Origin of the sequence: Brevundimonas vesicularis, assembly GCF_900445985.1 — a bacterium.
Classification (GTDB): Bacteria; Pseudomonadota; Alphaproteobacteria; order Caulobacterales; family Caulobacteraceae; genus Brevundimonas; species Brevundimonas vesicularis_D.
The window spans coordinates 498,209-509,996 of sequence record NZ_UAQP01000005.1; the positions used below are offsets into that span (position 1 = coordinate 498,209).

At 66.9% G+C, this 11,788-nt stretch carries 15 protein-coding genes; 7 read left to right on the forward strand and 8 right to left on the reverse strand.

The window, feature by feature from the left end:
- Positions 1–2: 2 nt before the first annotated feature.
- The 3 genes from DT343_RS02535 to DT343_RS02545 all read right to left on the reverse strand — a co-directional run bounded on the left by DT343_RS02535 (position 3) and on the right by DT343_RS02545 (position 2,401).
- Positions 3–344: a VOC family protein gene (locus tag DT343_RS02535; RefSeq protein ID WP_112861626.1), complete on the reverse strand. Its 342-nt coding sequence runs from the start codon at positions 342–344 to the stop codon at positions 3–5.
- Between the two features lie 227 nt (positions 345–571).
- Positions 572–1,657 (reverse strand): chorismate synthase, encoded by a 1,086-nt coding sequence (aroC, locus tag DT343_RS02540; protein ID WP_112861627.1) that lies wholly within the window; start codon positions 1,655–1,657, stop codon positions 572–574.
- Between the two features lie 9 nt (positions 1,658–1,666).
- Positions 1,667–2,401 carry a DnaJ C-terminal domain-containing protein gene (locus DT343_RS02545; RefSeq protein ID WP_112861628.1) on the reverse strand — a complete coding sequence of 245 codons (735 nt, stop codon included), beginning with the start codon at positions 2,399–2,401 and terminating at the stop codon, positions 1,667–1,669.
- 110 nt (positions 2,402–2,511) lie between these two features.
- On the opposite strand from DT343_RS02545, the gene pdxH reads away from it, so the two are divergent.
- Entirely contained in the window at positions 2,512–3,186 is a 675-nt protein-coding gene (pdxH, locus tag DT343_RS02550) for a pyridoxamine 5'-phosphate oxidase (protein WP_112862549.1), read from the forward strand.
- Between the two features lie 7 nt (positions 3,187–3,193).
- On the opposite strand, the gene queA is transcribed toward pdxH, so the two are convergent.
- Positions 3,194–4,279, reverse strand: a complete 1,086-nt coding sequence (gene queA, locus DT343_RS02555; RefSeq protein WP_112861629.1) for a tRNA preQ1(34) S-adenosylmethionine ribosyltransferase-isomerase QueA — start codon at positions 4,277–4,279, stop codon at positions 3,194–3,196.
- Positions 4,280–4,624: 345 nt separating this feature from the next.
- Complete coding sequence (locus tag DT343_RS02560; RefSeq protein WP_112861630.1) at positions 4,625–5,911, reverse strand: D-amino acid dehydrogenase; 1,287 nt, start codon at positions 5,909–5,911, stop codon at positions 4,625–4,627.
- A 136-nt stretch (positions 5,912–6,047) separates the two neighbouring features.
- Between DT343_RS02560 and DT343_RS02565 the strand changes: the two genes are divergently transcribed.
- The 6 genes from DT343_RS02565 to DT343_RS02590 all read left to right on the forward strand — a co-directional run bounded on the left by DT343_RS02565 (position 6,048) and on the right by DT343_RS02590 (position 10,147).
- A complete protein-coding gene (locus DT343_RS02565; RefSeq protein ID WP_039246401.1) occupies positions 6,048–6,497 on the forward strand; it encodes an Lrp/AsnC family transcriptional regulator in 450 nt (149 codons plus the stop codon).
- 41 nt (positions 6,498–6,538) lie between these two features.
- Complete coding sequence (locus DT343_RS02570) at positions 6,539–7,015, forward strand: hypothetical protein (protein WP_066552024.1); 477 nt, start codon at positions 6,539–6,541, stop codon at positions 7,013–7,015.
- A gap of 61 nt (positions 7,016–7,076) precedes the next feature.
- Positions 7,077–7,421, forward strand: coding sequence for a RidA family protein (locus tag DT343_RS02575; protein ID WP_112861631.1), 345 nt, complete (start codon positions 7,077–7,079; stop codon positions 7,419–7,421).
- Between the two features lie 41 nt (positions 7,422–7,462).
- The gene (locus tag DT343_RS02580) at positions 7,463–9,145 is read left to right on the forward strand and encodes a lysine--tRNA ligase (RefSeq protein WP_112861632.1); all 1,683 of its coding nucleotides are present in this window, start codon (positions 7,463–7,465) and stop codon (positions 9,143–9,145) included.
- Positions 9,146–9,208: 63 nt separating this feature from the next.
- Positions 9,209–9,532: a hypothetical protein gene (locus DT343_RS02585; RefSeq protein ID WP_112861633.1), complete on the forward strand. Its 324-nt coding sequence runs from the start codon at positions 9,209–9,211 to the stop codon at positions 9,530–9,532.
- 96 nt (positions 9,533–9,628) lie between these two features.
- Complete coding sequence (locus DT343_RS02590; RefSeq protein WP_258522481.1) at positions 9,629–10,147, forward strand: SH3 domain-containing protein; 519 nt, start codon at positions 9,629–9,631, stop codon at positions 10,145–10,147.
- A gap of 61 nt (positions 10,148–10,208) precedes the next feature.
- Here the strand turns inward: DT343_RS02590 and DT343_RS02595 are convergent, their stop codons facing one another.
- The 3 genes from DT343_RS02595 to DT343_RS02605 form a co-directional block, all read right to left on the reverse strand.
- Positions 10,209–10,844 carry a S24 family peptidase gene (locus DT343_RS02595; protein ID WP_112861634.1) on the reverse strand — a complete coding sequence of 212 codons (636 nt, stop codon included), beginning with the start codon at positions 10,842–10,844 and terminating at the stop codon, positions 10,209–10,211.
- Between the two features lie 42 nt (positions 10,845–10,886).
- Positions 10,887–11,330: a hypothetical protein gene (locus tag DT343_RS02600; RefSeq protein WP_112861635.1), complete on the reverse strand. Its 444-nt coding sequence runs from the start codon at positions 11,328–11,330 to the stop codon at positions 10,887–10,889.
- Positions 11,331–11,421: 91 nt separating this feature from the next.
- Entirely contained in the window at positions 11,422–11,772 is a 351-nt protein-coding gene (locus DT343_RS02605; protein ID WP_112861636.1) for a hypothetical protein, read from the reverse strand.
- Positions 11,773–11,788: the final 16 nt, after the last annotated feature.

The window sequence follows — 11,788 nt, forward strand, 5'->3', positions numbered from 1 at the left end:
GCTCAGTCCTCGGACCAGACGGCGATTTCGGTGCCGGCCGGATCGGCGAAGTGGAAGCGGCGACCGCCGGGGAAGCTGTAGATCGGTTTCACGACCCGGCCGCCGGCCGCCTCGACCTTGGCCAGCATGGCTTCAAGCTCGTGGGCGTACAGGATGGGCAGGGGAGCCTTGGTCTGATCGGTCTGATCGGCGTCGAACCCGCCGTCCAGACCCTGATCGAAGGCGGCATAGGTCGGGCCGTAATCCACGAACGTCCAGCCGAACGCCTGGCTGTAGAATTCCTTGGTCGCGGGTAGATTGGCGGCGGGGAGTTCTAGGTAGTCCAGCTTTCCGTCTTCACGCACGGTTGATCTCCTGAGTTGGGCGCCATCGGTCCCTTGTCTTGCACGCGCCCTCCACATGCGCAAACCTGCAAACGGTTCGCAGTTGCAGGAATCGAGCGATGATCGTGATGACGACAGGCCTGTCGGCCCTGATGGCCTTGATGCGGTGCGAGGCGCGTCAGACCGAGCCGCCGCGGAGGCGCGAGACCGATCGCGCAAACCCGCGTCCGCCACGATCCAGGCCCTGATCACCCGACCTGGGCGCGGTGCCTCAGATGCGCGTCGGCGAGGACGCAGGCGGCCATGGCCTCGACCACCGGCACGGCGCGCAGGGCGACGCACGGGTCGTGACGCCCCTTGGTGCGCAGGTCCGTCTCTTCGCCATCGCGAGTGATCGTCTGGCGCAGGGTCAGGATGGAGGAGGTCGGCTTGAACGCCACCCGCGCCGTCACCGGCTGGCCCGTAGAAATCCCGCCCAGCACGCCGCCCGCCTTGTTCGACAGGAAGACCGGCTGCTTGTTCAGGTCCAGCCGCATCTCGTCGGCGTTCTGTTCGCCGGTCAGTTCGGCGGCCTCGAAGCCGGCGCCGATCTCGACCCCCTTGGCCGCATTGATCGACATCAGGGCCGAAGCCAACTCGCCGTCCAGCTTGCCGTACAGGGGCGCGCCCCAGCCCGCCGGAACGCCCGTGACCTCCAGGGCGACGACCGCCCCGACCGACGATCCCGCCTTGCGGACGCCGTCCAGATAGGCCTCCCAATCGCCCACGACCTCGGCCGAGGCGGCGAACAGCGGATTGGTGTGCACGGCGTCGAAATCGATCCGATCCGGCGCGATCTGGTGCGGGCCAATCTGGACCACGCCGGCCCTGATCTTCACGCCGTCGCCCAGCACCTTGCGCGCCACGGCCCCGGCCGCCACGCGGCTGGCCGTCTCGCGCGCCGAGGATCGACCGCCGCCCCGGTGGTCCCGCACCCCGTATTTGGCCTGATAGGCATAGTCGGCGTGCCCCGGCCGATAGGCGCGGGCGATCTCCCCATAGTCCTTGGAGCGCTGGTCCTCGTTCTCGATCAGGATCGAGATCGGCGTGCCCGTCGTCACCGGCCCGTCGCCGTCGTCGAACACGCCCGACAGGATGCGCGCCGTGTCGCTTTCCTTGCGCTGGGTGACAAAGCGGTTCCCGCCCGGCTTCCGCCGGTCCAGCCAGGGCTGAAGGTCCGCCTCGGTCAGCGGGATCATCGGCGGGCATCCGTCGAGGACGCAGCCGATCGCCGGCCCGTGGCTCTCGCCCCAGGTGGTCACGCGAAACAGATGGCCGAAGGTATTGTGCGACATGGCCCCGACTTAGGCCGCCAGACGCTCCTGCGTCCAGACCCGCGTGAACCGCACCAGCAGGTCCTCCGCCGCCGAGGGGACATCGGACGACGGCTCCAGCGTCACGAACAGATGCCCGGCCGGCCGTGATCCGCGCGCGGGCAGGCCCAGGTCCTTCAGCCGCACGCGCACCGGCGCGGCCATGTCGGCGGTGATCCAGGCCGAGCGCGTGCCGACAGGGGTCTCGATCTCCACCCGCCCGCCGTCGGCCATCAGGCGACGCTCGACGGCCCAGGTCATGAACAGGTCATCGCCGACGACCGACAGCCCGTCCTCTGGCCGGATCAGCACCGACAGATAAAGGTCGCTGCCGTCCGCCGCCCCGCGCTTCAGCCGCAGATGATCGCCGCTGCGCAGGCCCTTGGGGGCTGTGACCCGCACCGTGCGCGCGTCCAGCCGGACCTCGACTTGACCACCGGCCAGGGCCTGCATCGGCGACAGGACCAGAACCGGCGTCGGCGCCGGTCGCGCGGCCGGCGCCGACAGGGCGGGGCGAGGGGGCTGGTGCGCCTGGATCAGCCGATAGGCCGCGATCACGCGCCGGAACCGCTCGGCGTCCCCGCCCGCCTGATCCGGCCGCGCCGCCTTCACCGCCGTACGGAAGGCGGCCTTCAGCGTCGATGCATCGACATCGCCGTTCAGGCCCAGGATCGACAGGGCCTCACGGACGCCGGACACATCTGAAATCGGAACAGGCGCGCTCATGCCGTCACCGTTCGCCCATCAGGGTCAATGGGCGGTTAACCCTGACGGCGACACGCCCGTTTTTGACCTCGATCATTCCCAGCCGCGCCCGCACCGACTACATCACTCGCATGACCGCATCCGTGATCCCGCCCAGCCCGTCGCGTGAGGAATACGCCCGCGACTATGCCGCCGCCCTGGCCGCCAATGGCGACGAGACCATCTTCGATCGCCCCGAACCGATCGGCCTGTTCGTCGAATGGCTGGCCGATGCGCGCGCGCACGAGCCGAACGATCCCAACGCCATGACCCTGTCGACCGTCGACGCCGACGGCCTGCCCGATGCGCGGATCGTTCTGCTGAAGGATGTCGATGCGCGGGGCTTCACCTTCTATTCGAACAGCGAGAGCGCCAAGGGCGTCGAACTGGCCGGTTGCGCGGCCGCCGCCCTGACCTTCCACTGGAAATCCCTGCGTCGCCAGGTGCGGGTGCGCGGCGCGGTCGAGCCGGTCACGCCGGCCGAGGCCGACGCCTATTTCGCCAGCCGAGCGCGCGAAAGCCGCATCGGCGGCTGGGCCTCGGACCAGTCCCGTCCCCTGTCGGATCGCACGGTGCTGGAAGAGGCCGTGGGCCGCGAAACCGCGCGCTTCGATGGTCAGGAGGTGCCGCGCCCGTCCCATTGGACCGGCTGGCGCGTCGTGCCGCGCTCGGTCGAGTTCTGGCGCGATCGCCCGTTCCGCCTGCACGACCGACTGCGTTTCGACCGCGACGGCGAGGCCTGGCGCTCGGGGCGCCTCTGGCCCTGACCCGCGATCAGTCGCGGAACAGCAGTGATCCGTCGCCGTAGGAATAGAAGCGATAGCCGTCGGCGACCGCGTGGGCATAGGCCGCCTTCATCGTCGCCGTTCCCGCAAAGGCGCTGACCAGCATAAACAGCGTCGACTTCGGCAGGTGGAAGTTGGTCATCAGCACATCGACCGCCCGGAACCGATAGCCCGGCGTGATGAAGATGGCCGTGTCGCCGTGGAAGGGTTTGATCTCGCCGCCCTCGGCCGTCGCGCTTTCCAGCAGCCGCAGGGAGGTGGTGCCGACGCAGACGATGCGCCCGCCCTTTGCATGGACGGCGTTCAGGGCGGCGGCGGTTTCAGGCGACACCTCGCCCCATTCGCTGTGCATCTTGTGGTCGGCCAGGTCGTCGGCCTTGACCGGCAAGAAGGTGCCGGCCCCGACATGCAGCGTCACTGCATGGGTCGAGACGCCCTTGGCGCGGATGGCGTCCAGCAGGGCAGGGGTGAAATGCAGCCCCGCCGTCGGCGCCGCGACCGACCCGTCATGCTCGGCGAAGACGGTCTGATAGTCCGACCGATCGCGGTCGTCCTCGGGCCGTTTGGCGGCGATATAGGGCGGCAGGGGCATGACCCCGACATCGCGGATCGCATCGTCCAGCGCCGGTCCCGCGAGGTCAAAGGTCAGGGTGATCAGCCCGTCTTCCCCCTTGGCCGTCACCGTCGCATCCAGTCGACCCAGGTCGCAGGCGGCGTCGCTCGCGTTTCCAAAACGAACCCGATCACCCGGCTTGATGCGCTTGCCGGGCTTCATGAAGGCGGACCAGACGTCGGGCGCGTCGCGGTGGTGCAGCGTCGCCTCCACCTCGACTGTCAGGGTTTCGCCCTCGGCCCCGATCCGCTGACGCACGCCTGACAGACGGGCGGGAATGACCCGCGTATCGTTGAACACCAGGGCGTCGCCCGGCTGCAGGAAGTCCGGCAGATCGCGAATGACCCGGTCTTCCAGCGCGCCGCCTTTCACCACCAGCAGCCGTGCCGAATCGCGCGGATCGGCCGGGCGCAACGCAATCCGGTCTTCGGGCAGGTCGAAATCGAAATCGGCGGTCTTCATCGCGCGCTCTATAGGGGGCTCCGACGCGCCGCGCCACGCCGCGGCGCCCTGCCAGCGCATCGTTGGCGCCCCGCTATTTGATTTCCAACGGGTTTTCGCCCCCGAGCGGCGTCTAACCGACCGCGCTCCAGCCGCGTGCTAGACTGGCCGTGGATCTTTGACAGCTTAAGTTCAGGCGGAAGGGACGGCGAAATCCCGCCCGCGCCTCACCCGGATGATGCCGCCGGATTAGACGAATTAGACACTTTAGACGGTGAATTCCCGTCCGCGGCCCAAGGCTCCACCGTCGCGAGATTAGACGAATTAGACACTTTAGACGGTAAAATTCCCCGCCGACGTCTGATCTCAGGTGTAGCCCGGCGCGAACGCCCCGGCCCAGGCGCCATAGCGGTTCAGCGACAGGTCGCGGGCCTCGATCTCGGGGGCCTTGCCGTCGACCATGTCGGCCAGAACCCGCGCCGAGCCGCAGGCCATGGTCCAACCGAGGGTGCCGTGGCCGGTGTTCAGATAAAGCCCCGGAACCTTGGTCGCGCCGATCACCGGCGTGCCGTCCGGCGTCATTGGACGCAGGCCCGACCAGTAACTGGCCCCCGCCAGGTCGCCGCCGCCGGGGAACAGGCTGCCGACCGAATGGGCCAGGGTCTCGCGACGGACGGCGGGCAGGGTGTTGTTGTACCCCGACAGCTCGGCCATGCCGCCCACGCGGATGCGGTCGCCCAGGCGCGTGATCGCCACCTTGTAGCTCTCGTCCATCACGGTGGAGACGGGCGCCCGGTCTTCGTTCACGATTTTCGCCGTGATCGAATAGCCCTTCACCGGATAGACCGGCAGATCGAGACCCAGCGGCTTGGCCATCATCGGCGAATAGGAGCCGAGCGCCAGGATCACCAGATCGGCCGTCATGGCGCCCTTGCTGGTCATGGCGCCGGTCGCACGACCGTCCGTCATCGTGATCGACTGGATCTCGGTTCCGGTGTGGAAGACCACGCCGCGCTCCGCCGCCAGCTTCGCCAGGGCGTTGGTGAACAGGAAGCAGTCGCCGGTCTCGTCATGCGGCAGACGAAGACCCCCGACGAAATCGACGTCGGAGGCGGCCAGGCCCGGCTCGGCCGCGATACAGCCAGCGCGGTCCAGAACCTCGCACGGCACGCCAGCGGCCTTCAGCACATCGACGTCCTTGTGCACGTCGGCCAGCTGTTTTTCGGTACGAAACAGCTGAAGCGTGCCCTGCTGGCGACCGTCATAGGTGATGCCGGTCTCGCGGCGCAGCAGGTCGATCTGGTCGCGGCTGTATTCGGCCAGACGCACCATCCGGCTCTTGTTCAGCGCATAGCGTTCATGGGTGCAGTTGCGCAGCATGGCGACGGTCCAGCGCACCATGGCCATGTCCAGACGCGGGCGCACGATCAGCGGGGCGTGGCGCATCAGCAGCCACTTCATAGCCTTGACAGGGATCGACGGCGCGGCCCAGGGCGCGGAATAGCCCGGCGAAATCTGCGCGGCGTTGGCGAAGCTGGTCTCCAGCGCCGGACCGGCCTGCCGATCGACGACCGTGACCTCATGCCCGGCCTGGCTGAGATACCAGGCGGTGGTGACGCCGATGACGCCTGACCCAAGCACCAGAACCCGCATGTGACGTTCCCAAGCCCAATGTTGTTATTCGCCGCAAGCTAGCGCCGCATGGATCGACGATCCTGCCTGTTTGCGCAACGATCGGTCACTGATAGAAAGTCTGACGCAATAATCTGCGGCTGAATGGCGGAAACTTGTGTCCCTGCTCGATCCCCTCGACCAACGCCTCCTTCAACGGCTTCGCGCCGACGGGCGTATCAGCAATGCGGACCTGGCCTCCGCCGTCGGTCTGTCGCCTTCCGCCTGCCTGCGGCGCGTGCGCCGGCTGGAAGAGCGCGGGGTGATCCGGGGCTATGCCGCCGTCCTGGCCAACGACAGCGACGACGGCGTCGTCGCCTATGTCGAGATCACGCTGGAGAAGCAGACCGACGACCACATGCGCCGGTTCGAGGCGGCCGTCCGCAACCACCCGGAAATCCGTGACTGCTATCTGATGGCGGGCGAGGCCGACTACATCGTCCGCGCCGTCGCGCCCGACATCGCCGCCTATGAGGTGATCCACAAGGACGTCCTGTCGCGTCTGCCGGGCGTGTCGCGCATCCACTCCAGCCTGGCGATCCGCAACGTCCTGGCGGCGCGCGGCTGAAACGGGCTGAACCTTCCGGCCCGGTCGGGTGTTGTGGCGGCATGAAAGCCCTCGACCTCCTCCCGTCCGCCCTCATCGGCGCCGTCGCCAGCGCCCGTTCCATGACCCCGATGGCGGCCCTCGCCGCCGCCGAGTTGGCGCACAAGCCCTTGCCCGGCCGCGTCTTCCTGCTGAACCGGCCGCTGTTCAAGTTCGGCGCCCTGGCCATGGGCGTCGGCGAACTACTGGGCGACAAGATGAAGACCGCGCCCGACCGCACCGTCTTTCTCGGCCTATTGGCGCGGGTCATGAGCGCGGGCATCGCCGGGGCCGCTCTCGCCCCGCGTGGCAAGGAGAAGTTGGGCGCCGGCCTGGCGGTCGGCACGGCCGTGCCGCTGGCCTATCTGACCCTCTCGGGCCGCAAGAAGGCCATGGCCCGCATCGGCCAAACCAAGAGCGGCCTGATCGAGGACGCCCTGATCGTCGGCGCCGGCGCCCTGGTCGTCGGTCTGACCGTCTCGCGGTTCAACCGCCGCTAGCCGCTCGACAGCCGGGCCCCGGCGGCGATAGGTGAGGGACGTTGTCGAAGGATCCCCGCCCATGATCACCCGCATCCAGCCCGGCGCCCGCATGAGCGAGGCCGTCGTCCACGGCGACACCATCTATCTGTCGGGCCAGGTCGGCGAGCCCGGGGACGACGTGGCGACGCAGACTCGAACGGCGCTGGCCGAGATCGAGGCCCTGCTGGCCGAGGCCGGCAGCGACAAGTCCCAGATCCTGATGGCCCAGATCTGGCTGGCCGACATCGCCGACTTCGAGGCGATGAACGGCGTCTGGGACGCCTGGGTCGACACCGCCAACCCGCCGGCCCGCGCCACGGGCGAAAGCCGGCTGGCTTCCTCCGACTATAAGGTCGAGATCATCGTAATCGCCGCCAAAGCCTGATCGCGGTTGACCGGGCGGGATGCAGACTGCAAACCGCCGCCATGCTTCAGAACCTCGAAACCCTCGCCCGCGAGGCCAAGTCCTGGCCCTTCGAACAAGCCCGCAACCTGCTGGCCCATGTTCTGAAGAAACGGCTGGGCGAGGCCGAACGAGCCGAAGCGCGCGCCCTGATCGACGCCGGCAAGGCGGATGAAGCCCTGGCGGCCTTTCCCGCCTTGCAGCGCCCAGTGATCCTGGAGACCGGCTATGGCCCGTCGGGCCTGCCGCACATGGGCACCTTCGGCGAGGTCGCCCGCACCACCATGGTGCGCAACGCCTTTCGCGCCCTGACGGGCGATCACTGGCCCACGCGCCTGATCGCCTTCTCCGACGACATGGACGGCCTGCGCAAGGTGCCGGAGGGCGTGCCGAATTCGGAAATGCTGCGCGAGGACCTGCATCTGTCCCTAACGCGGGTGCGCGATCCCTTCGGCACGCACGACAGCTTCGGCGCGCACAACAACGCCCGCCTGCGCGCCTTCCTCGACAGCTTCGGCTTCGACTATGAGTTCATGTCATCGACCGAGACCTACAAGTCGGGCCGGTTTGACGCGACGCTGCTGACGCTTCTGGAACGGTTCGACGCGGTCCAGGCCATCATGCTGCCGACCTTGGGCGAGGAGCGCCGCGCCACCTATTCGCCCTTCCTGCCCGTCAGCCCGATCACCGGCCATGTGCTGCAGGTCCCGACCCTGGCGCGCAACGTCGAGAAGGGCACGATCACCTTCGAAGACCCCGCAGGCGAGCCGGGCAACAGAACCGAGGTGCCGGTCACCGGCGGCCATGTGAAGCTGCAATGGAAGCCCGACTGGGCCATGCGCTGGGTCGCGCTGGACATCGACTACGAGATGTCGGGCAAGGACCTGATCGAGAGCGTGCGCGAAAGCTCCAAGGTCTGCCGCGCCCTGGGCGGCACCCCGCCCGAAGGCTTCAACTACGAGCTCTTCCTCGACATCGAGGGCAAGAAAATTTCCAAGTCCAAGGGCAACGGCCTGACGATGGACGAGTGGCTGCGCTACGGCACGCCCGAGAGCCTGTCGTGGTACATGTTCCAGTCGCCGAAGTCGGCCAAGAGCCTGCACTTCAACGTCATTCCTCGCGCCATCGACGACTATCTGGCCTTCATCGAAAGCTACAAGACCCAGGAGCCGGCCAAGCGGATCGACAACGCCGTCTGGTCGATCCATGCGGGCGATCCGCCAACCCACACGTCGCCGGTGTCCTTCGCCTTGCTTCTGAACCTGGTCGGCGTGGCCAACGCCTCGACCAAGGACCAACTGTGGGCCTATTTCGCCAAATACCTGCCTGACGCCACGCCGCAGAACGAGCCTCTGCTGGATCGGCTGATGGACCACGCGCTGAACTACTACGAGGACTTCGTGAAGCCCTCGAAGTCCTATCGCCTGCCGGACGACAAGGAGAAGGCGGCGTTGCTGGACCTGGCCGAACGGCTGAAGGCGCTGCCGGCCGACACCACGGACGGCGAACTGATCCAGAACGAGGTCTATGCAGTCGGCAAGGCGCATGCGTTCGAGCCGCTGCGGGCGTGGTTCGGCGCGCTCTACGAGGTGCTGCTGGGCGCCAGCCAGGGGCCGCGCTTCGGTTCGTTCGCCGCCATCTACGGCCTGCCGCAGACGATCGAGCTGATCGAGGCGGGGGCGAACGGAGAGCTGGCGCAACCTTGACGCTTCGTCAGGGTTGTTGAGTGATGCCATTCTTGGATGGACGGAGCCAGGGGAGGGGCGACGTTGCGTTACGAGATCGACGAGACGAATAAGATCCTGCTGGTCGACATAGCCTCCGCCGGCCCCGCCGACCGGGTGCTGGAAGCGACGGTTGATCTGATCACGCGGCGGCCCGAGCTGTGCAGCTGGGACTGGATCGTCGGGTGCGAACCCATGACGGACGACGCCACCGTCCAGCACCTGGATGAGCTCGCCAAAGCCTGGGGGCCGCCCCCGCCCGTCGAAGCCGTGACGGTCTTCATCTCGCATGACCGCATGCTGCATCTCTGGGCGAGGGTATTGGACTTCCAGTTCGCCCGACGCAAACCTGATCGAACGCGACATTGATGCGGCCAAGCGGCTGGTAGCGCGCCGGCAAGCCGCACGCGCAACGAAGATGAACGGAAAATAACGGCGAAGCTCCGGGAGCCTTCAGGTTTGTCCGTGCATTCTCCCCTCATCGGCAAACGCGCTGACAGGAGAAGAGTTCTGTCGAACAAGATTTTCAAGACCGGTCTGGCCACCGCTGCTGCCCTGGCCGCCATGGTGACCGCCGCCCCGATGTCCGCCCAGGCTCAGGCCAACGGCGTGACCAACTGTGACGCCCCTGGCGGTCGCCAACGTGCGGGCGCTCTGATCGGCGCCGTCGTCGGCGGCGTGGTGGGGTCGAACCTCGCTCGCAACGAGCGCACGGCCGGCACAATCGTCGGCGCGGGCGCCGGCGCCGCTGCCGGTTCCTATATCGGCTGCAACCAGCAGCGCGCCCGCGCTGCATCGGCCTCCAGCGGCGCTCAATATCGCGCTTCTTCGAACCTGCGCATCCGCAGCGGCCCCGGCACCAACTATCGCCAAGCCGGCACGCTGTCGGCCGGTCAGCCCTTCACCGCCATCGGTTCGCAAGGTGAATGGGTGCAGATCGCAGGCGGTGGTTGGGTGAACGCCCACTACGTCACGGCCAACTGAGTTCAGTTCGTCGCTAATCGAAAGCCCCGTCCGGCACGCCGGGCGGGGTTTTTGCTGCGCGCTACTGGCTGACCCAGAGGATGCGAGCCATCCATTCGATCTCACGTCGAGGTACGACCCTTGGCGGGTAGTCGGGATTGATCGAGGCCAGGGTGACGGCGCGGCTGGTCAGGCTGGTGACCTCCTTGGCTACGGTTTCTCCGCTGGTCAAACGGGCGACGACGCGGTCGCCCCGCCGCACCTGCGTTGCCTCCTGATCCACGATGACGCGGTCGCCTTCGCGATAGAGGGGCGACATCGAATCGCCGGTGATCTGAAGGCTGAAGAGGGTGTCCTTCGCGCGCGGCAGGTCGGTCTGATCCCAGCCTTCGCCCACCGGCAGGCCGGCGTCGTCGAAGAAGCCGTCCTGACCCGCCTTGGCGAGACCCAACAAGGGCACGCTGGTCGGCGCCTCCGGCGCGTCTTCGGCCAACACCGCAAACTCCGAAAGCGACAGGCCTGTCGCTTGAAGCACCAGCGTCATGCTCTCCGTGGATGGCCAGCGCGGACGCGGCGGATCGCCGGGCCCGAAGCGTTTTGAGGGATTGAAACTCGTCGCATCCAGACCGGCCCGTCGCGCCAAGCCCGACGGCGTCAGACCCTCACGCCGCGCCAAGTCGTCGACGGCCTTCCAAAGCTTGGCGTGGGATAGCGGCATGGTGTTCCAGCGACCGATTCGCCGCGAGAATAGGGCAAGGTATTAGGAATTTCTACCTATGTTCAAGTTTGCAGCCTTGCGGGTTTGCCAAGCCCAGAAAGTCCCGGCTGTGATGCAGCCGATGATGAGGTAGCCGGTGAAATTCATGACGGTATAGATGGACGCCACCGACACGGGCTGTCCCGTCAGGATCATGATGTGGGACATCACCATGATCAGTTGCAGGCCGCTCGCCCACACAGGCCAGGATCCACGACACCTCCACGAGAGACCGACGAAGGCAGACAGAAGCGCCAGATCGATGACGAACATTCCTAGAGGGACGCCACGAAAACCGCTGTTCTCCTGCATGATGATCGTCGCAAACCAAGCGAACAGATAGGCTCCTGCGCCGAAGCGTTCGGGCTTGCCGCCTTTCAAAAAGGCGAAAAGAGCCATACCGACCATGAATACCGCGCCGACGACGGCGTAGATCATGTTCACCATGTGAAATCGCCCCCGCGCAGGAACGCGCGGAGGCGATAATGGCCTAAGTCAGATCAAACTGAAATCTCGATAAGCTAAGCTTACCAAGAATTCACGCGACGCGGAGATGTCCTTGCGGACGAACCTGCTCCTGCGGATTTAGCCAGTCATCCGGCTTGCCAACAGGGCCGGCGGCATAGGTGCCGTAGCCGAGGCGGCGGTGATCTTTTTGCAGCTCGGCGTGGCAGGCCACGATGGACTCGCGCGCGGCCGAGAGGGCGGCGATGGTTTCCATGGCCTTGGCTTGCGAAACCGTGCCGGAGACCGGCGACAGCGACAGAGCGGCGCGAGCGCCGATGAAGGATTGAACCAGCGTGGTCGCCTGTGTGATCGCGGCGTCGATCGCGAGTTCGGTGGCATGCAGATCGCCAGCAACGCTGGTGACGACTTCAGTGCGGTCCATGGAAAGCCCCTCAAAG

Bases quoted from the DNA above. Each gene is read 5' to 3' on its own strand.
- aroC (WP_112861627.1), bottom strand. From the start codon at position 1,657: ATGTCGCACAATACCTTCGGCCATCTGTTTCGCGTGACCACCTGGGGC.
- DT343_RS02545 (WP_112861628.1), bottom strand. From the start codon at position 2,401: ATGAGCGCGCCTGTTCCGATTTCAGATGTGTCCGGCGTCCGTGAGGCC.
- pdxH (WP_112862549.1), top strand. From the start codon at position 2,512: ATGACCGCATCCGTGATCCCGCCCAGCCCGTCGCGTGAGGAATACGCC.
- queA (WP_112861629.1), bottom strand. From the start codon at position 4,279: ATGAAGACCGCCGATTTCGATTTCGACCTGCCCGAAGACCGGATTGCG.
- DT343_RS02560 (WP_112861630.1), bottom strand. From the start codon at position 5,911: ATGCGGGTTCTGGTGCTTGGGTCAGGCGTCATCGGCGTCACCACCGCC.
- DT343_RS02570 (WP_066552024.1), top strand. From the start codon at position 6,539: ATGAAAGCCCTCGACCTCCTCCCGTCCGCCCTCATCGGCGCCGTCGCC.
- DT343_RS02575 (WP_112861631.1), top strand. From the start codon at position 7,077: ATGATCACCCGCATCCAGCCCGGCGCCCGCATGAGCGAGGCCGTCGTC.
- DT343_RS02580 (WP_112861632.1), top strand. From the start codon at position 7,463: ATGCTTCAGAACCTCGAAACCCTCGCCCGCGAGGCCAAGTCCTGGCCC.
- DT343_RS02595 (WP_112861634.1), bottom strand. From the start codon at position 10,844: ATGCCGCTATCCCACGCCAAGCTTTGGAAGGCCGTCGACGACTTGGCG.
- DT343_RS02600 (WP_112861635.1), bottom strand. From the start codon at position 11,330: ATGGTGAACATGATCTACGCCGTCGTCGGCGCGGTATTCATGGTCGGT.
- DT343_RS02605 (WP_112861636.1), bottom strand. From the start codon at position 11,772: ATGGACCGCACTGAAGTCGTCACCAGCGTTGCTGGCGATCTGCATGCC.